General features: G+C 41.1%; 17 protein-coding genes. 14 read left to right on the top strand and 3 right to left on the bottom strand.

Going from position 1 to position 19,266, the window contains the following annotated elements; all coding sequences use genetic code 11:
* The first annotated feature begins 33 nt into the window (after positions 1-33).
* The 12 genes from BMW86_RS25665 (at position 34) to BMW86_RS25720 (ending at position 12,953) form a co-directional block, all read left to right on the top strand.
* Complete coding sequence (locus BMW86_RS25665; protein ID WP_089785402.1) at positions 34-780, top strand: hypothetical protein; 747 nt, start codon at positions 34-36, stop codon at positions 778-780.
* Between the two features lie 422 nt (positions 781-1,202).
* A complete protein-coding gene (locus BMW86_RS25670) occupies positions 1,203-1,601 on the top strand; it encodes a hypothetical protein (protein ID WP_089785403.1) in 399 nt (132 codons plus the stop codon).
* Between the two features lie 518 nt (positions 1,602-2,119).
* Positions 2,120-2,461 (top strand): hypothetical protein, encoded by a 342-nt coding sequence (locus BMW86_RS25675; RefSeq protein WP_089785405.1) that lies wholly within the window; start codon positions 2,120-2,122, stop codon positions 2,459-2,461.
* A gap of 185 nt (positions 2,462-2,646) precedes the next feature.
* Positions 2,647-2,877: a hypothetical protein gene (locus BMW86_RS25680; RefSeq protein WP_143056695.1), complete on the top strand. Its 231-nt coding sequence runs from the start codon at positions 2,647-2,649 to the stop codon at positions 2,875-2,877.
* A gap of 14 nt (positions 2,878-2,891) precedes the next feature.
* Positions 2,892-3,194, top strand: a complete 303-nt coding sequence (locus BMW86_RS25685; RefSeq protein WP_089785410.1) for a hypothetical protein — start codon at positions 2,892-2,894, stop codon at positions 3,192-3,194.
* Between the two features lie 259 nt (positions 3,195-3,453).
* Positions 3,454-4,059 carry a hypothetical protein gene (locus BMW86_RS25690; RefSeq protein ID WP_089785412.1) on the top strand — a complete coding sequence of 202 codons (606 nt, stop codon included), beginning with the start codon at positions 3,454-3,456 and terminating at the stop codon, positions 4,057-4,059.
* A gap of 31 nt (positions 4,060-4,090) precedes the next feature.
* A complete protein-coding gene (locus BMW86_RS25695; RefSeq protein WP_089785414.1) occupies positions 4,091-4,942 on the top strand; it encodes a hypothetical protein in 852 nt (283 codons plus the stop codon).
* 204 nt (positions 4,943-5,146) lie between these two features.
* Entirely contained in the window at positions 5,147-5,464 is a 318-nt protein-coding gene (locus tag BMW86_RS25700; protein WP_089785417.1) for a hypothetical protein, read from the top strand.
* A gap of 199 nt (positions 5,465-5,663) precedes the next feature.
* Positions 5,664-8,060: a TonB-dependent receptor gene (locus tag BMW86_RS25705; RefSeq protein WP_089785419.1), complete on the top strand. Its 2,397-nt coding sequence runs from the start codon at positions 5,664-5,666 to the stop codon at positions 8,058-8,060.
* A gap of 10 nt (positions 8,061-8,070) precedes the next feature.
* A complete protein-coding gene (locus BMW86_RS25710; protein ID WP_177189391.1) occupies positions 8,071-8,604 on the top strand; it encodes a MotA/TolQ/ExbB proton channel family protein in 534 nt (177 codons plus the stop codon).
* 8 nt (positions 8,605-8,612) lie between these two features.
* Positions 8,613-8,951 carry a DUF2149 domain-containing protein gene (locus BMW86_RS25715; protein WP_089785423.1) on the top strand — a complete coding sequence of 113 codons (339 nt, stop codon included), beginning with the start codon at positions 8,613-8,615 and terminating at the stop codon, positions 8,949-8,951.
* Positions 8,952-8,957: 6 nt separating this feature from the next.
* On the top strand, positions 8,958-12,953 hold the full coding sequence (locus BMW86_RS25720; RefSeq protein WP_089785426.1) for a cobaltochelatase subunit CobN: 3,996 nt from the start codon (positions 8,958-8,960) through the stop codon (positions 12,951-12,953).
* Between the two features lie 31 nt (positions 12,954-12,984).
* On the opposite strand, the gene BMW86_RS25725 is transcribed toward BMW86_RS25720, so the two are convergent.
* Entirely contained in the window at positions 12,985-13,293 is a 309-nt protein-coding gene (locus tag BMW86_RS25725; protein WP_089785428.1) for a hypothetical protein, read from the bottom strand.
* A 250-nt stretch (positions 13,294-13,543) separates the two neighbouring features.
* Between BMW86_RS25725 and BMW86_RS25730 the strand changes: the two genes are divergently transcribed.
* The gene (locus BMW86_RS25730; RefSeq protein WP_089785430.1) at positions 13,544-14,098 is read left to right on the top strand and encodes a hypothetical protein; all 555 of its coding nucleotides are present in this window, start codon (positions 13,544-13,546) and stop codon (positions 14,096-14,098) included.
* A 140-nt stretch (positions 14,099-14,238) separates the two neighbouring features.
* On the opposite strand, the gene BMW86_RS25735 is transcribed toward BMW86_RS25730, so the two are convergent.
* Entirely contained in the window at positions 14,239-16,323 is a 2,085-nt protein-coding gene (locus tag BMW86_RS25735) for a LamG domain-containing protein (protein ID WP_089785432.1), read from the bottom strand.
* Between the two features lie 804 nt (positions 16,324-17,127).
* Between BMW86_RS25735 and BMW86_RS25740 the strand changes: the two genes are divergently transcribed.
* Entirely contained in the window at positions 17,128-17,778 is a 651-nt protein-coding gene (locus BMW86_RS25740) for a DUF6266 family protein (RefSeq protein WP_089785434.1), read from the top strand.
* Positions 17,779-17,900: 122 nt separating this feature from the next.
* Here the strand turns inward: BMW86_RS25740 and BMW86_RS25745 are convergent, their stop codons facing one another.
* On the bottom strand, positions 17,901-19,088 hold the full coding sequence (locus BMW86_RS25745; protein WP_089785436.1) for a glycosyltransferase family 2 protein: 1,188 nt from the start codon (positions 19,086-19,088) through the stop codon (positions 17,901-17,903).
* Between the last annotated feature and the right edge of the window lie 178 nt (positions 19,089-19,266).

The following is a 19,266-nucleotide window of genomic DNA, read 5'->3' on the forward strand; positions in this document are numbered from 1 at the left end:
CTAAATAATTTCTTAAAATAAATAATAGTATGTATGGAGTTAATTCCTAACGATTATATAGAATTTTTATATTGGTTGAAAACTGAGACTGAATCCTTTTGGAGTAAGAAACCAAAAGATTCCGCAAATGAATATATATGTAATGAATGGATGTATGACGCGAAATGGATTGGTATGACGGAGAATGAAATTGAGACTGTACAGGATAAGTATTCGATTGTATTTACACCTGAGCATAAGGACTTTTTGCGTATTCTACATACTATAGATCGAAAAACACGCCGTCCTTCTCAAGTTGGAGAATATGTTGAACGTCCTTTTTTTTTAAATTGGTTAACAGATGATCTTGAAATAAAAAACAAAATTAATTTCCCTTATAATACTATAATCAAGGAGGCCATGACGTTTGGTTATTGGTTAGAAAATAGTTGGGGCCCAAAGCCAGAAACACTTGACGAAAGGGAAAGACAATTTAATGAAAGATATAAGACCGCGCCTGAGTTGGTTCCAATACGAGGGCATCGATTTCAGGTAGCGGATATGTCTTTAGAAAAAAGGCCAATTTTGTCTGTTTTGGGGTTTGATATTGTTCTCTATGGCGTTGATTTTCGGGATTTTTTACTGCATGAACTTGCGGATGAACTAGACATATATCATATAGAATATGATGAGGATGGAGAGCCATATTGGAATGTAAACGAAGGGTATGAAAGATATTTCAATGTTTTTGACAAAGAAAAGATTAAAAGCGTGCCCTTTTGGAGAGATTTTATACGCTGATAAAAAGAATGAAAGTTGCTGTTTCTTTAGTCAATTGACTGAATTGAAATCGGGCAGATTAAGCTTGGATTGGGAAGCAATGCAGTCCTCATTGTTAATACTTGATGGAAGTATGTTTGTCATGGGGGCCGCATATTCGCATGGAAAATGATATTGGAAAATTGTGTTTGAAATGAGAAATTGCATGGTGTTAATAGCAGTTTGATTAACAATAAGTATTTGGTCGTTTGAACGTCTAAGCTTTGGTTTAATTGACAGTATAGTTATCGACTTATTTCCTTCTTAACTTAAAAAAATATGAGGGTATGAAATAGTTAGTTTTGACTCAACTAATAGAATAAATTAATAAGGGGAATAAGCGTAGTTGTTATTGGTTACGCTTTTAGCAAGGACGTTTTTCAGTTATTTAACGTACGAAAGCTATGATTTATAAGTACGCTGTTTTAAGAGGTATTTTAGGTGTTGCTATTTTTATCGATGTTGAAGAAATTATAAACCCTGGAATAATTGAAGGGGATCTTCAAATAATAGAAGGTATTTATTTAAGAATAAACGGTTCTCTGCTTTTTTTGTCTCAACTAGATATTGAGAAATATATAAAGAAGGCAATTTTTGAGTTGTCAGAAGTTATTAATCAAAGGTTACACGGTTCTCCGGTTTGTTTTTATATAAAGTCAGTCGAGACTAATCCAGTTCATTTTCAGGAAGAAGGTTTGTATTGTGCAATGAGAGGATGGTTAGCTCAAAACTATGATCTGAAATTAGAACTAGTTGGGGTTGAATATAGTAAAGAAGAAAAACGATTTGTATTCGATATTTAATAACAGTATTGCCCGGTAAAACATATCAATAGAGCAGGAATTATTGCCGGATAATGATTATAACTGAGCTTTACGCGATGCAATATATGTGCCCTTTATAAAGTTGAATAGCTCGACATTGCTCATTAAATATTCATGGTAATACATCTCTGGAAAGTTAAAAAGAAATTACACATTACATTTCCGCCGCATAGGATGTTTACGCAGTACAAGTACAATACGCTTGGTCAGGTTATTGCGCAGCAAACATCGGATGCAGGCACCAGTAAATTCTGGTATGACAGCGGAGAGTTTCTATGAATAACTCCTAAATTTGGGAATCAGTTAGGTCCTGTCCAATATTCAAAGGGTGTTGCTCCATTTTTGGCTCACTATGTTGCTGTGATAAAAGAGGGAAAGGTTTTTGATATAATGACAGGATCAGGGGGGAATACCCTTAAATGATTATAAAGCGATGTTTGAGTACGCTGAAAATATATTATTCGATGTCGTGCCTAAGATAACAGTTAAATAATTGTATGGATAAAACTGTAAAAATATTAGAATGGATAGATGTTCTGGAACATCGTCCTTTAATGATACTATCGGATAAGACGTTCCTTTCGTTACGAGCATATGTGGAAGGTTATGTTGATGGTTTAGGTCTTGCTTATGATATACCTAAATGGTACATATTTATAAGTCTTTGGCTACGAAATAAAGTGGGTAAGACCGGTAATATTCCATGGATAAACCATATTATTTATGATAATGATAAATCTGAGGAGGAATTAAAAATCATAGTATTACAAACATTACGAAGGTTTTTTGAGGAGAATCCGGAATGGTATAATCCAGAAAAATGGATTGATGCACATTAAAAAGGCGTGGCCGAAAGGCTACGCTTTTTTAATTTTAGGTGCGCCCGGCATGTACGCAAACTCTAGGTGAGAGTCCCGAACGCACCTGGATAGTAGGAAGCGTTAACCAATAGCAAGGGTGTCCACCGAGAGGTAGAAGCTGGCGGTAAATTTCTGGCCTGACTTCGAGATGGGTAAAGCCGTCTGTGTCTAATTCATTGGATGGCTCTATTCAGAAGAAGATCGCTGCCGCAATTCAAAAAGCTATTGTTGGTGGAGAGAATCAGATAGGTATAATCAGGTTAACAGAAACTGAAGCTGCTAAGACAGGATATCAATACAAGGAGAAAATCTTAGGAAAGGGCGAAGATATTCGGATGTATGGTAATCCTATGTCGAATGGGCATATTTACTTTGACAAAGTAACGGGACACTAAATTAGCTTCGAATTATGATAGTTGAAATAAGTAAACATGAGTTCACCTTACTTTATACTAAGGCTAAAGAAAAGTATAATAATTGTATAAACGATGAAGACAATGCTTTCCTGGAAGAAGAGGTCTCAGTACCATTAAAAACAATTGAATTAAAAGAGTCCAGTATTAAAGTTGTCTTTTCTTTAGAAGACACGGAGAGATACTTATTGGAGATAACCATAACTTTATGGGATAGATCTAATCAATTAATAGGAAAATACGAGTATATTCAAGATGATGAGGGGAATGGTGTAGATGATAGTTTAGTATTCTACTAGAATTAAAGGTGCCTTATTTTGAAGGACACGAAGTTAAGGTGTTGTCAATAATATTTGCTATATCATAAATAACAGTCCCCGACTACGTAGGCCGGGACTGTTATTTTAAAGCATTACTGTTTGCGACTTGCGATACTTATAAACTAAACAGATTAGGCAGAAAAATTGGGAGATTAGACCAATAATCTTTAAACTAGAGTATTTTATGAAAAAATGTAATATTACAGTAGCAATATACTTGGCGGCTAATTGATTTTCTATGAAATATGCCTGTTTGATTGTTTTTTTAATTGTTATAGGATGTAACAATAGTGTTCAGCCTTCCAATAGTATACATGATAGTATCGCTTTACAAAAGCCTGATACGGCTATTCACAACGTAACAAATGACTCTGAAGGCGAATTCGAAGGGGTAGATTTAAAAAAGGTAAAAGAAGACTGGATAGCCAGTTATAAAGATACTATCACTACTGATACAACGTTTCTGGCAGGAAAGAAAGAAATACACCTCTTTTTGAAAAATTACTGCTTATTTGATAGTTCTTTAGTAATCCCCAAAAAATATGTTGAGTTCTATGGGATGGATAAGTTTGTCTCAAATAATTTTGCTACTTCACTACTGTTGCAGGTGGATGGTAATAATGTAATTGATACCATCATCAATAAATCGACATTCGAGAATGCAATAATAAAGGAAGATTTCATGTATTTATATGATTATGGTGCGCTTGTTTTTAATAGCATTGAGATCCACAATGATCATGTTGACATAATCTATACCATCATTGTTCCACTTTCAGATGTAGGCAGTGTTTTTAAAGCAGAAGTATATTATAACGGTACCGTGGTAACAAAGTATAATTGAGGATATATTTTGATAATTCAAACATTACTAAATGAATAAGTACATCGTATTGATATGTATAATTATTGCCTGCAATACACCTGCAGAAAAAAAACTAAACACTATTGATTATGTTACAGTAGGTAAAATGATGGATACAATCAAGCCTCCCTATGTTATAGACCTCATGAGGAATCACAAGCGGCTCGTGTTCATAGGCTGTGATCACAACAGGGATAGTACCCACCCGCAGTTTAAAGTGATAGAAAAATATTTCAACGATCTTCAACCAGAGCTGGCCTTTAATGAAGGCGGGCAAATTGCCGACAGCATACATTTTACCTCCCTGAACGAAGGGGCCTGCCGGAAAGGCGAAACAGGGGCATTAAAGTACCTGAGCGATAAAGCTGGTATCCATATGATGGACGGTGATGTGGACGACAGTACAGAATATGTTATTACGCTGAAGCAATATCCGCAGGACCAGCTACTGCTTTATTATCTGATGGAACGCCTCGTAATCCCTTACCTATATGGGGCATATGGAAACGGCTCCTTTGAGGAACTATATCATAAAGCCATCGATAAGTGGTTTATAAAAAATGGCTTCCCTATATCCGAAAAACAAAAGTCTCTTGATTATTTAAAACAACTATATCAACACTATACCGGCGTTCCTTTTGAACTGAAGATCACACCTGAAGTGGAAAAATTTGATTACATCAACGGCGGTGATTGCGGATTCTGTGCTATTGGGCGTAGATCAAAAATGATAAGGGATAGCATATTACTTCATAAAATAGATCAGGCTTTAAATAAATATAACCGGGTAATTGTCACTTTCGGACATGGCCATGCCATATCGCTAAAACCTGCTTTAAAACAGATGCTGGATAGCAAATGATTGGTAAAGCCTGCTTCTGGTAGCTTTGCGATGCCTGTTAACAACTTTCACCGCTTAAGACAGGAACAAATACAACGCTTTGAGCTTTATACTCCTGAAAAGGTCCCCTCAAAGCAGCTTACTCTTTAACAGAGGTAAGAAGGTTATTAAACCAATAATTACAACAATGTTGCAAAAGAAGAAGATTTCTTCTATCTTCGCAGCGTGAAAAGAAAGAAAGCAATAATAAAGAAGTTACTGGCCTTCTCCGGGTTGGTGCTTTTTCTTTTCATTCATGTTGCAAAGGCTGTCCATAAACATGATAAGAATGATGTCAAATTCTCAGCAGGAACAAAAGTGCATTTAAGTACTGATTGCCCTGTTTGTGATTACCACATAACAAAAGATGCCGATCTTGTAACAGAAGATTTTATACCTGAAAAAGAAACTCACTTCACCTGTTACCATAACATTTATTTTAGCCGGCTTACTTCCTCAATAGGTCTATCCTACGCTGACCGCGGTCCTCCTGCACAGTCATAAGTCGACCGGGAGCAGAATATCTGCAATTCTCATTTTTTGCGTAAGAATTTGTATCAGTCATCACACTATGCCTGGTAGGTTCATATTATTTCCATAGTGCATTGCCAGGGCGATATAGGATAACTATGATTGCTCAATAACAATGTTAAGGGAGATACTGACCTATCCCGGCAAGCCAGTTAAATTATAATACTCAATCATGAAAATGTCAAAGTTTTTATCCCTATTCCTGCTATTAATTTCAACAACAGTAATTGCACAAAAACCGTTGCGTATCAAAGTGCTTGATTCAGCAACAAAACAACCATTAAGTAACGCCGTTGTAAGGGACAATACGGCAAAAATAACTATACTTACTGACCTGAACGGATCCTTTGACGGCAATATAAGTAGCACGATTACAGTATCATTTATCGGATATACATCTTCAACTTTAACACTGTCGCCTGAAACAAAAGAGATTCTGCTTAATCCTTCTCCTAATACGTTGCAGGATGTGGTCATTACTGCTACGCGTAACGCCATACTGCAGCATGATCTGCCACAAAAAGCAAGTGTCATCACCAGTCAGCAAATTGAAAATACTGTTGCCAAAGATCTTACTGATGTACTGAAAAAGAACACCGGAGTAGATGTCATCCAATATCCTAATATGCTGTCGGGCGTCGGTATTCGTGGTTTTCGGCCTCAGTTTTCCGGTATTAATCAGCGCACCTTGTTACTCATTGACGGCCGTCCTGCCGGTGCTACCAACCTGGCTACAGTCGACCTCACAAATGTGGAACGTATTGAAGTGGTGAAGGGCGCTGCTTCAGCGCTTTATGGCTCGCAAGCTATGGGCGGTGTGTTAAATGTAATTACAAAAAAGAGCAAAGGAGAAATAAGTAAAACATTGTCGGCTGGCTACGGCAGCTATAACACACTCGACCTGAGTTTGCAGGCAGGTGGAAGCCTTTCTTCCCGACTGGATTTTAACGTCGCATTGCGTTACTATGATCAACGTGATGATATCAGATGGGGGAACGACAATTTCTTCCGCAATAAAAAGAATTATACAACCGTCACCGACACTTACCGCGACAAAAACTTCCATGTGGATTCAGTGAAACAACTGAACGATGTTCGCGGTGACGGTATAGTTCGTCCTTATACGTCTTACCAATATTCATTAGGCAGCCTGCGCCTTGGCTATGATATTGCCGAGAACTGGCGCGTAGACGTAGGCACTGACTACTTTGGCGCAGCTAACGTGCTTTCCCCCGGTGATTTCTTTGACGGTACCACCAACCAGGCTTCCAAGAATCCATACCGTTACTCTTCTTATGCTACCATAAGCGGTAAAATAAAGAGCCACAGCCTGACTGGCAAATGGTACTCTTCCAATGAAATGTCTGACTATGTGCCAAAGACATCTGCTTTCGCCACTTCCAAAACAACCACTACCTATAACGGCTTTCAGCTTCAGGATAATTTCCACTACAGGTTTGCTGCTATCACCGTTGGACTGGACCGTAATAAAGCAATTGCCAGATCACAGAGCTTTAATGCTACCACTGCTGCTGAAATAGCACCTTCATCGCCACCTTATGGTATTTATTCTACTGCCGGATTTATTAATATCATGTCCTCCTTTTTTAACGAAAAGCTGATTGTGACTGCCGCCGGCCGCTATGACGGGATTGATTTTGACGTAAAACAAAATCCCTACCTGCTAACATATAAAGCAGCCAAAAGCTCATATGGCGTTTTCAGCCCTGGTCTTGGCATCAAATATAAAAGTCCCCTTGATATCGACCTGCATGCCAGCTACGGAAAGGCTTTTGTTACGCCTGATGCCTTTAATGTCGCTGGTTATTCTGTGGCAGGTCCGGGTGCATCACCTACAGTGACCGGAAAGGTAAACCTGACCACAGGTAACCCTGATTTAAAGCCGGAACGCAGCACGTCCTGGGATGCAGGCATTAGCTACTTTAAAAAGGAGTGGGGGATAGATGTTGATCTCACTTATTTCAGCACTGCCATCAACGACCGTATTACCACCAGTCCAACCACACCAGTTTCCGCACAGCTTACAGCGGAAGGCGATACCGTTGTATCAACTACCACCTATATCAACGCCGACAATTCACACATGCGGGGGCTGGAATTAGGCGCAGCCTTTGATCTGGGCGCATTCAGCAATTATGATTACTCTTTGCGGCTATTCTTCAACACTACCCGGTTTTTCACGCTGGAAGAAATGGTTCGAGACAAGACCTTCACCACAGAAACAGTTTTTCGCACGAAGAATATTACCAATGTAGCAGCCAGCACTACTACCTACGGCCTTGAGTATGCGAAAAATGGTTTAGCCACACGCCTTTCCGGACGTTATGTAGGAAAACGGTACGATACAGACAATACAGATTTAATTAAACGCCCTGAAATTGAATATGCGAAGTTTATGGTACTTGACTTTTCAATCGTGGTACCGGCACGAAAAAAGGATAAAATCATTGTTCAGGTAAATAACCTGACAGATGAAAATTACTACGAAAAACGAGGCTATAATCTGCCAGGCCGGAATTTCAAAATCAGCTATACAGTTTCCTTATAAACATTATAATATGAATCAGATTGCAAACTCTTTTTTATCATCGATCTCCGACATTTTGTTTTATCCTGTATTGATAGCCTTGTTACTTTCTCTTGTATGGATCGTATATCAGACAGGCGTGAGCTTACGAGAGGCATGGCAACGAAGTCGTAACCAGTTTCTTTGGGCGGAAGAAAAACTAAATGCCCTGGAAAAGAAGGCATCTACAGCAAAAGAAAAGGACATTGAGCTGGAAAAAATTATTCAAACTTCCGAAAAGCAGGCAGCCAGCCGGTTGAATCAAACCCGCTTCAGTATCCGGTCCGGACCTACCCTGGGACTGATGGGTACCCTTATTCCAATGGCGGAAGCCCTGTTGGGTTTGTCTAAAGGCAACCTGCCGGCGCTTGCATCCAATTCTTCCACAGCTTTCTCTACAACAGTGCTGGGACTGGCCATCGGACTGATCGCATACACGCTCACAGTGGTGCGGGAACGATGGATACGCAGCGATTTACAAACCATCACCTTCAGGGCAGAGGAACTGCTACGTAACATTAAATAAAACACATTATGCGCTACGTCAAAAATAGAAAGCCCCTGAGTGATACCAGCCATGAGGATGATCCACTCTCCGGTGTGGCCAACCTGTTCGACCTGAGCCTGGTTTTCATTGTGGCTGTGCTGATGGCACTGTTTGCTGTATTTGCCGATCAGGATATTTTAAAGCCTAATAGTGAATGGACAATTACAAAAAAGAACGATAAAGGCGAACTGGAAATCATTACCAAAAAGAACAATGAGATAAAGGTGCAAAAGGTGACAGATAAAAAACTTTCTGGTAAGGGAACACGCTTAGGCATGGCCTATAAACTGGATGATGGCCGTATCGTGTATGTAGAGGACAAATAAATAACTATGAAAAAAACAGTCTTGTTTGCTGCCCTGCTTCTCTGGGTAGCTACTGTGAATGGGCAAAAGGTCCGCATCGCTTTTGTATCGGCCAATTCGGCCTTTCATGTGCCCGAACTGAAGGGTGGTCTTTCTGCAGTAAAGGATACGCTGAACATTTCCCTTTTCGGGTATAACAACAAAGAATTGAAGCCAGTTGATTCACTGAATCCTGCATATTTTGACTTTATCCTGATTGAAAAAAGTGATGTAGCAACCGAAAAATGGTACAACCGCTACAAGGGAATATTGCAAACGAAAAAACTGTACGTCAATACACCACTTGTTTACGATGGCAATGTGAACAGGAACCTGTATCCGGAACTGGGAGACTACATTAAAAACGGTAGTACACTCAATAGCCAGCGACTGTTTCAATACATTGGCAAGCGGTTCTTTAATCTGCCATTTGCTATCTTACCAGTAGTTGAACGACCTAAGATGGCTTATTATCATCCTGATGCACCTTGCCTTTTTTATTCACTTGAGGCGTATGAAAAATGGCACACTGTTAATCCGGATTCGCTAAACATAGGCATCATTTTTTCAAGTTTCAGCTACCTCGAAAAAAACTATGCGCCGGTTGATTCACTTATCCGGTCCATAGAAAGCCGTGGACATAATGCTTATGCCTTAATGCGCAGCGGTACCGGACCAGTGGATAGCATGCTGCAGATAAACGGCGTAACAAAGGTAGATGCTGTGATTATGGTGTTGAGTAGTTTCCGGTTTGCAGATTATGCTGATGGCATCCGGCAATTGCAAAAGGTGAATGTACCATTGCTTAGCGCCTTTAACCATCTCGACTATACACCGGAAGAATGGGAAAAAAGTGTGGATGGCTTTTCGCTGACGATGGGTACTATGCTAACGCCTATGTTCAGGGATGGGATTTTTGAGCCTATGGTGATCAGCGGTGGTTACAAAAACAGTGATGGTAAGCGTACCTATATGCCTATCATGTATCAATTGAACTGGCGGGTGGACAGAGCGCTTGCCTGGGCCCGCCTCCATCGCCTGCAAAACCGCGATAAACGGATGATGATCACCTTTTATAGCGAAGACGGAGGAAAGGCCAATGTAGGTAGCCATCCTGCTAATTATTTTAATGCCCCTGCCAGCCTGGTTAAACTGCTTGACAGCATGAAGCTGCGGGGTTGGAACGTGGGCGAAAAGCCGCTGCCTGACGCAAAGGAGATGGCTCGCCTGCTGGCTTACGAAACCTCAAACGTGGGCAACTGGGCACAGGGTGAAATTGACCGCCGCGTAAAGAACGGCAATGTGATAATGATTCCTGAAAAGCAGTACCGCCAATGGTTTGAAGAGCTACCTGCCGACAAACAAAAGCAAATGACTGATAGCTGGGGGCCGCCACCGGGCAAGGTAATGCTGTACACTGCTCCTGATGGCGAACGGTCCATCATCATCCCGAAGTTGGTTTTTGGCAATGTCTTGCTTGCTCCTAATCCCGACTGGGGCTATTTACAAAACAGCAAGATGCTGTATTCCAATACTAAGCTCCCACCATCTCATCAATACTATGCTTTTTACTGCTGGTTTCAGAAAGTGTACCGGCCGCATGTGCGGTTTAGCATATTCAACAATCTGGAAGTGATGGAGCACAAGTTTGTCGGGCCTTCAAAAAAAGACTGGCTGGGACTGTTGACAGGCGATTATCCTAACATCCACATCGGAATGTTAATGAGCGGTGAAGGCGGCAAGGAAATTATGAGTGATCTGCCCATCACGTATTTTAATACCATTGTGCCTTCAGGGTTGAACCCAAATCTGACAGAGCTGCGGTTAAAGATAAAACAGTTGAACGATCAGGTGGTGCCTGAGTTGAAAGAGGAATTGAAAAAAGGGATTTTAACTGAGAGTAAACGCCTGCAACTGGACCGGCAACTGAAGTTCGATATTGATACCACTCCAATGGATAGCGTATTGATGGCTTTGAAAAATTATTTCTACATCGTGGACATGGGCAATATGCCCAACGGTACTCATACACTGGGCGAAGTACCCGAAGGTGAAACAAGGGTAGCCATGATACGGGCTATGCTTGGGCCGGAATTTGAAGCAATTATAGCTCCTTATTTGCCTGCTGGAAAAGATGACAACATTCTGAAATTATTAAACGATGTGTTACTGAACAAACAAGACTTACACCAGGTACAAATGGCTTATCTGACCGGCGTTTCTGATACCGTAACAAAGCAGTTGCAATTAGCGCTCGAATATCAGCGACGTATTGAGGCATCCAAAAACGAATTAACGCAATATTTAAACGCCTTTGAAGGAAAATACATTACGCCCGGCAGTACTGATGATCCCATCCGCAATCCCAACGCATTGCCCACGGGGCGTAACCCTTACAGCTTTGATGCGGAAACAGCGCCAACCCAGGAAGCCTGGGCCATTGCTCAACGGTTGGGCGATGAATTGATCAGCAATTACCACCGCCGCAACAATGCCTATCCGCGCAAGGTGGGCTTTGTGCTTTGGGCCAGTGAATTATTAAAGAATCATGGTGTGCTGGAAGCAGAAATTTTATACCTGATGGGGACTAGGCCCGTATGGGATAGTAAAAGCAATGTAGTCGGAGTGGAGTTAATTCCTAAAGACTCTCTGCACCGTCCACGCATAGATGTAGTAGCCACCACTTCCGGGGATTACCGCGATGGGTTCCGGGAGAAGGTAGCATTAATTGAAGACGCAGTTAAGTTAGCAGCTGCACTGGATGAAGACGATAATACGGTACGCAAAAACAGTCTGACTTATGCAGAACAGTTAATAAAAGCAGGACGAACAGCAGAAGAAGCCAAACGCATCAGTACTATACGTGTGTTTTCACCGGCGCTGGGAACTTATGCCACCGGCCTGCAAAACGTAACCAAAGCCAATGACACCTGGAAAAGTGACACCGCTTTATCTAATCTCTACATCAATCGCATGGGCCATGCTTATGGTAAGGAAACGCAGGGAGATTATGAACGGGAATTCTTTGTCAGCAACCTGCGTTCGGTAGACGCGGCTGCCTTTTCCCGCTCATCAAACGTTTATGGCTTGCTTGATGCAACACCCGAACCTGTGGCTTTCTTTGGTGGCCTGCAAATGGCAGTTCGTAACAGCAACGGTGGAAGAGATGTGGACATGTACATCAATAACCTGCGGAACCCCAATGGCAGCAGTCTGGAAACGCTCGATGATTTCTATCATAACGAAATGCAGTCCAGAGCTTTTAATCCGAAATGGATTGAAGCTATGATGAAAGAGGAATACAATGGAGCGCATTACATGCAGAACATTACAGAAAACCTGTGGGCATTTAATGTTACCTCACCCAATACAGTGAAGGATAAGGACTGGAATGAAATGAACGATGTGTTCATCAAAGATAAATACGGTTTAGGATTGAATGACTTTTTTGAAAAATCAAATCCCTATGCAAAACAAACAATGCTTTCCACCATGCTGGGGGCAGCGGAAAAAGGCTATTGGAAAGCTGACCAGGAAACGGTGGCTCAATTGTCGAAGGCCCTGGCAGAATCTGTAGCCAAAAACGGGGCCGGATGCAGTTCAGTTATCTGCAATACTACCAGCATCCAACAATATGCAACTAACAGCCTGATGGCCCTGCCTGGTGGTAGTACCCTGGCCAATGATTATCTCAAAGGCATTCGTCAGCAAACACAAGGTATGACAGCAGTACCTGTAGTCACAGGAGCGGCAGCATCTAAAAATGCACCTACCCGTTCGCCTGCAGCCAAACCGGTTAACAATGCAGCGCCTGCAGGTAATACCGTGCAGGGTAATGAAGTAGTGACCACTAGTATTAAAAAGCTACAACAGGATAGCATTGAAGTCATATCCTCTCATAACAAATGGGGTGCTGTTTTAGCATGTTTTGTACTGTTGCTGGTATTGTCTGTGGGATGGTCAGTGCAGGGGAGAAGAGGATAGTGAGTTACTATAGCTTATCTCCTGAATATATCTAAGGTGTATGCAAAAACGCTGCCCGATTCTGCCTTATATGCAGGATAGCCCTTACCATGGAAAGTGCCAGTATAGGAACAGTGAAAAAGGCATAAAAGGTAGATTTATTATAGAAAGAGGGAGGGATTGCCAGTAACAAAGTAGCTGCATACAGTCCCATTACACTTAGCCAGTAGCTATATCCGGGGAAAATCATATCTCCGTCCAGCCATGTATCTGCAAGCATAAAAAGAGATAGGACAAAGAATACTATCATCAATAATAACCTGGGTAAGAGCAGGCATTGAAACACTTTGTGCAGATACATGCGCTGTCCGGATAACCGAAGCATGTCTTTACGTAAGAAACTCTTTAAATGAGCTATCTGCGTGGCTATCCAACGGGTGCGCTGTTTCAATTTCTTCTTCGCGATCGCTACCAGTACATAAACAGAGATAGCGACCCAAATCTGGGTTTTAACTCATTATTTTTCAATCCAGCATAGCAATGCTATAAAAGAATCTGCGGCCAAAGGGCTGATCAATCCCTATCAACAGGTACAATCGGATACTACCATTATGCGTCATGGAGAAAATCCGCAGAGCCAGTGGGATGATCCTGCAGATTTTGAAAAAGTACTTTCTTCTACGGTGAACACAAGTCTCTTCGATCAACTGGATACCAGCACCATTCAATTAATAGAGCAGCGTTTGCTGAAACCTTATCTGAATCCTTCAGATAATATTTGTGTGATGCAGGATAAAAACTACATCGGCGTAAGTGTAGTGAATGTTACTAATTATGCAGACTATGCATATTCTGATCAGAGTGGGTTAAAGGCGCTTGCCGATACGGGTAATCAGTTGCCGGTAGGTTCGGTAGAAACCACCCATGGAGTGATCCGCCTGTTGTGCGATGCGCCATTTCTCTTTATTTCCGGCATTACCGACCGGGAAGGATACTTTGCGGATGATGTGAATGGAACAGATGCAAACGGCAATGTAAAAACAGAAGCGCAGAATTTTACGGCTGCATTTAATATTGGTGTTTGCCTAGGTTATATGATCCCTAAGATGGTGACATTTATAACACAGACACAGGCGAAAACATCGAGAGTGCCGGAAAGTGTTTAAAGAAAAATAAGGCGGGAAAGTAAATAAAAAAGGGCTGTATCGTACTTATGATACAGCCCCTTTTCACGCTAAAGACTGCCAGGAAGAAAGACTGATTAAGTTCAAAATATTCCTGTTAAAACAATCTATCTTCCATCAAACTACACAGTAGTAACCGCGGAATTTTCAGGTAACTGTGCACAACTTTCACGGTACTCCAGCGACAGTTTCGTTAATTGTGCTGCCCATACTATGAACTTTGCCAATATCTCTGCGGCGACTGTACCGGTAATGATTGTAATTATCCGGGTAATTGCTGCAGTTAAGGCAAACCAGCCAGCTGAGATAAAAGAGAATTTTAAGATCGGCCATAAAATCCTTTCACGATGCGTTTCTGTTATGATATCCAAAGCAGATGCAACACCGATTGTTGTGCCTACTAAAGCAGTGATCTTTGCCAGTAGCCTGGCATTCTTGATAATAAGGTTGAAGATTTTAGTAGGGATCTGATTAAACGGAGAGAACGTCGGGAGTGGTAGGAATATACCAAAAAAGCCAACAGTCATCTTAAAGGTAAAACTTATCCACCAGAGTGTACAGTCAGATACTTCCCCCGTTGGACGATCATAAAAAAGGATGTCTCCACGTAAGCTATGGTAAGTGATACTTGTTCTGCCATTTTCATCTACCCTGGTGAAAACTTTCTGTAGCTTTTCATTTGCAGAAAATTCTTTCTCTGCCTGTGCGTATGCTTTTTCAAATGTTTCCCTGAAAGTAGTTTGTTTTTCTTCGTCCAGTTTCAAAAAGCTCACCAGGTCTGTAAACGTTCGTTCTTTGTGAGTCTGTGAGAACAATGCCGGCTGACTGGCAAAACGTACGCCTACCGGATGGGGAAGGGCCGGCTCTTCTACGCCATTGAAATAACTGGCATTGATAGGCATGGTAATGCCCAGCTCTGCTTTTCGCTCTTCCACACCGATCGTTGTAGTGGCCAGTGCATGGGCCGCTCCATCGAGCAGTTGAACAGGATTCCCCATTGTATCGAGCGGTGGCGTAACTGTGAAGTCGAAATTGGCCACCAGTCTTGGATCAGTGATCACATCATTCAACATCCATTGGCGAAGCTCTGCCTGGTCCAGGCATGTTTTCCACAAACGAACGTTTTGAAAATAACCGGTGAAGTGAGAGCCGCCGATAAAAAGTTTCCCCTGATCAAGCTTAGCAACCCCACCTGGAAAATGTTCTGCTGTTTGCAGGTTACCATTCACGTAAAGGCTCATCATCTTTGAATTTTCGTTATAGGTAACGGCAAAGTGATAAAAGCGTCCTTCAGTTATCTCCTCGGTTGAAACGATTTGTTGGCTATCTGAGTTTCGTGAGGCAAGGATGCGGCTTTTTGCTTTATCATATTTGATATTGTATTGCCATTGCAAATCCTTTGTGAATGAAAGTATGTAGGAGTATTCAGCAGTGGCTGATGGGTTCATCCATCCTTCTATGGTGTATGGCTTATTGCCCTCAAAATTATATTCGGGATTGATGCCACAGTCAATCACGCCGTTCTCTGTCAGTTTTACTGAAGGAACGCTGTAAAGGTAATTTGGCTTGGGATCGGGGTACGAAATCGGAATTGAATTACCGGAACGGTCTTCAGTAGGCATTTCCGTAAAGTCCGCCCAAAAACCGAGATTGTATGTTTGATCTTTAGGAGGTGTGATGGCAACTGCATCTTCTACAACTTGAAAAAGATCACGCGCAGACTTCCAGATTACTATACGTGCAATTTGTCCGTGGAAGAAATCCTGGAGATTGCCGTTGAAATCTCTTCTTACCCCAATAAGTGTGCTGCGACTTAGATTTTGAGTAAGCTCGCCTTGCAGTTTTGTGCTGGCTACCTCTTTCCCATCCTGATACAACGTGATTAACTTATTGTTACCATTAAAAGTGAATGCAACCTGGTGCCATTCGTTGAGCGATAAAAGTGTTGGGGATGTTAATTGAGACCACTGGCCATTCTGAAGGCCCACTCCGCAAGTTAAATACCCATTAGTAATTGAGAATACAAATGGCGAGCTGACACCCGTCATATTGGAAAGAATAACACCTGTTTGGGTGGTTGAAAGGATCGTTGCTTCAAAGGTAAAAGCCTGCAGGTTTTTAAATTGGTCAGCTGGAAAATAGGCATAAGCATTGCCATTTAACTGAAGTGCGCTATATCCCCAGCGCATTGTTAATCCAAGATTCATGATAGTTTTTTTGTCCTACTCTGTTATGGCTTTTCGGCTTCGCCCCCTGCTTATTGTCAAGTCAGGCAGACCCGTTTTTGTAGTGCTTGCGGTTGCAACTCAAGAGTTTGATCAGCCGAAGTCTCAATCGGTCAAACGAATTGTATAAAACAATGCTGATTCATTTTGTATTCATTACGCATGTGTGGCAATGAACACTTAAACTGAAGAAGGGATGGATTTGAAACAAGATGTGTTGAACGTTGATAATTCCGGTTCTGTCATTTTTGTATTGTTTTACTGATCATCTTTGAGAATACAAAAGTGGGTTAGTTTATGAGCCCAGGTAAGAGGAGAAATGTGTGTTTTTTAAAACGGGTATAAATACCTGGTTTTTAGAAAACGGGGATTTGTACCTGTTAACGGTAATTGGTTCTGGAGAATGTTCGGAGAGTGTTTGAGGAGAGTTAAAGTATATATCGCTCTTTGGGCACTCATTAACCAGGGTTTGACCAGGGTTTGTTCGGTTCCAGCCGATCAAACCCTTGTTAAACCCTGGTCTGCTACCGGCCTACCAGAGATCTACCTATAGAGACTTATACAACTTACTATAAACAGTCATTATTCAAGCTAAAAACTATGTTAAATCCCGGATCTGTATTGATAAATTACAGGCAATAATTTATCTTTGCAATACAAACTGAAGGAAGGGAAGGAACCTTACCAGTTGTTGAAAAACACCTCCACTTTGTCTCAATTAGCTACGGTTAACCTTGATTTAACGTATGTAGCCCATTTACCCGAAAAATTTAAAAAACAAAAAATATGGCGCGTTTAGATAACGGCATCTTAGGAGGCATGTATGGAGTTATCGGCAATCTGGAAATATATATGCTCAATGGCAAATATATTGCCCGTAGCCGTCGCTGTAAGAGTACAAAACCGCCCTCTGAAAAGCAACTGGCATGCTGGAAAAGAATGGCAGTAGTAATTAAATTTTTAAGTGGTTTTGTCCCATATGTGCAGGTTGGTTTTGCTTATACTGCTGAAAAAAAAGGCTGGAACGGACATAATGCGGCAACCTCATACCAGATTAAACACACACTTACAGGGCAGTATCCCGACTATACCATAGATTATTCAAAAGTACGGCTCACAGAGGGGGCTATGAGTACTGAGAATATTAATGCTGCTGTTATCCAACAGAATAACTCTCTGGTATTTACCTGGACAGCAGATCTGAGTTATAAACATAGCAGTGATCGCGTGATGCTACTCGCATATGCACCCGCATTAAATGAAGCAGTTTATACAGTAGGTGGTGCAAGAAGAATGGATGGTCGCGACGTATTATTATTACCTGATAGTAGCTGGCAGGAAAAAGTGATAGAAATCTACTTCTCATTTGTGAGCGAAAACCGTAAGCAATGTACTAACAGTATATATCTTGGTCAGATATTTACCAGCGTTTACTAAATTAAAAATATGCACTATTCTGATGGCTATGAAAGATCAAATTGTTCTTAGACGATGGTGAATTTTTTCATGTATACCGGATTGTGGTGTTAATGATGGGTCCCCTTGGGAATCCGGTTCCGCTAATGTCCCGAATAGACCTTAGGCGTATGCAAAAAAGCAGCCCGGTTCTGCCGCATATGCAGGATAGCCTTTATCATGGAAAACGCCAGTATAGGAACAGTAAAAAAGGCAAAAAAAGTAGATTTGTTATAGAAGGAGGAAGGAATGGCCAGTATCATTGTTGCTGTGTAAAGCCCCATTACACTCAGCCAGTAACCATATCCAGGGTAAATGAGATCACCATCCAGCCATGTATCTGCAATCATAAAAAGAGACAGGACAAGGAATATCATCATCAATAATAACCGGGGTAAGAGCAGGCATTGAAATACTTTATGCAGATACATGCGCTGCCCGGATAACCGGAGCATGTCTTTACGTAAGAAACTTTTTAGATGCATTACCTGGGTAGCTATCCAACGGGTACGCTGCTTCTCAAATACCTGGGAGCTTTGTACTTTCTCATCGTAAATGTAGGCGTCTTCTATGTATTCTACTACAATGTTTCTTTTTACCAGCTGTACATCTACTTCTTTATCTTCTCCCGGATTATTTTGAATAACAGGGAAGGCAAAGATCGTTTTGATAATATCGAATTCAAATGCCATACCGGAACCTATCAGTGCAGACGAAAGCCCTATCACCCTTTGTCCTTTTCTGAAAATAGTGTTATTCATTTCCTCACTTAGCGAATCGAGAATAGCCACAGGAATATTTTTATTCTTGGCTGTTCTATGGCATTGCACTGCTTTCCAGCCACTATGAAAAGCATGATTGATCTTTTCCAGGCAGTCTTCTGACATAAGATTATCTGCATCGAGGATCAATGCGATATCATGTGTTGGTAGTTCATTAAATGCGGCATTTAATGATTTTGCCTTCATACTTTTATCCAGTACTACTTCAATTATATTAACCGGTAAGGATTTTAGCCGGTTAATTGTTTCTGGTGATAATGAATCTGCAATGACGGTTACGCTGTATTTATCCAAAGGATAAGATTGTAATAGCGCATGTTGAGCCGTATGAACGATTATATTATCTTCTTTGTAAGAAGGAATTAAAACAGCAATGTGTAGCTTTTCAGGATAAGAGGTATACTTGTTTAAAGTACCCCATCTTCCGGCTGCAGCCAGTATGAAAAGATAGCTGATGCTAGTCAGCAGATAGATGAAAAGAGCGATGAATAAAATGTGAAGTGTCATCATGGTGATCTAGTTAACAAATGGGTGTAACAATAAAAGCATAAGGAAGCAAAAAGGATAATATTATCAGCCCCGCAGAGCGATTTTAGAGAATAGAGATTGAACTGTTCATGATAAGGATTTTACGTAATGTAAATGGGCCTTGTCTGATAGGGATGGTGAGAATTATTACGGAAAGCTT

It is taken from the genome of Chitinophaga sp. YR573 (assembly GCF_900110995.1).
Classification (GTDB): domain Bacteria; phylum Bacteroidota; class Bacteroidia; order Chitinophagales; family Chitinophagaceae; genus Chitinophaga.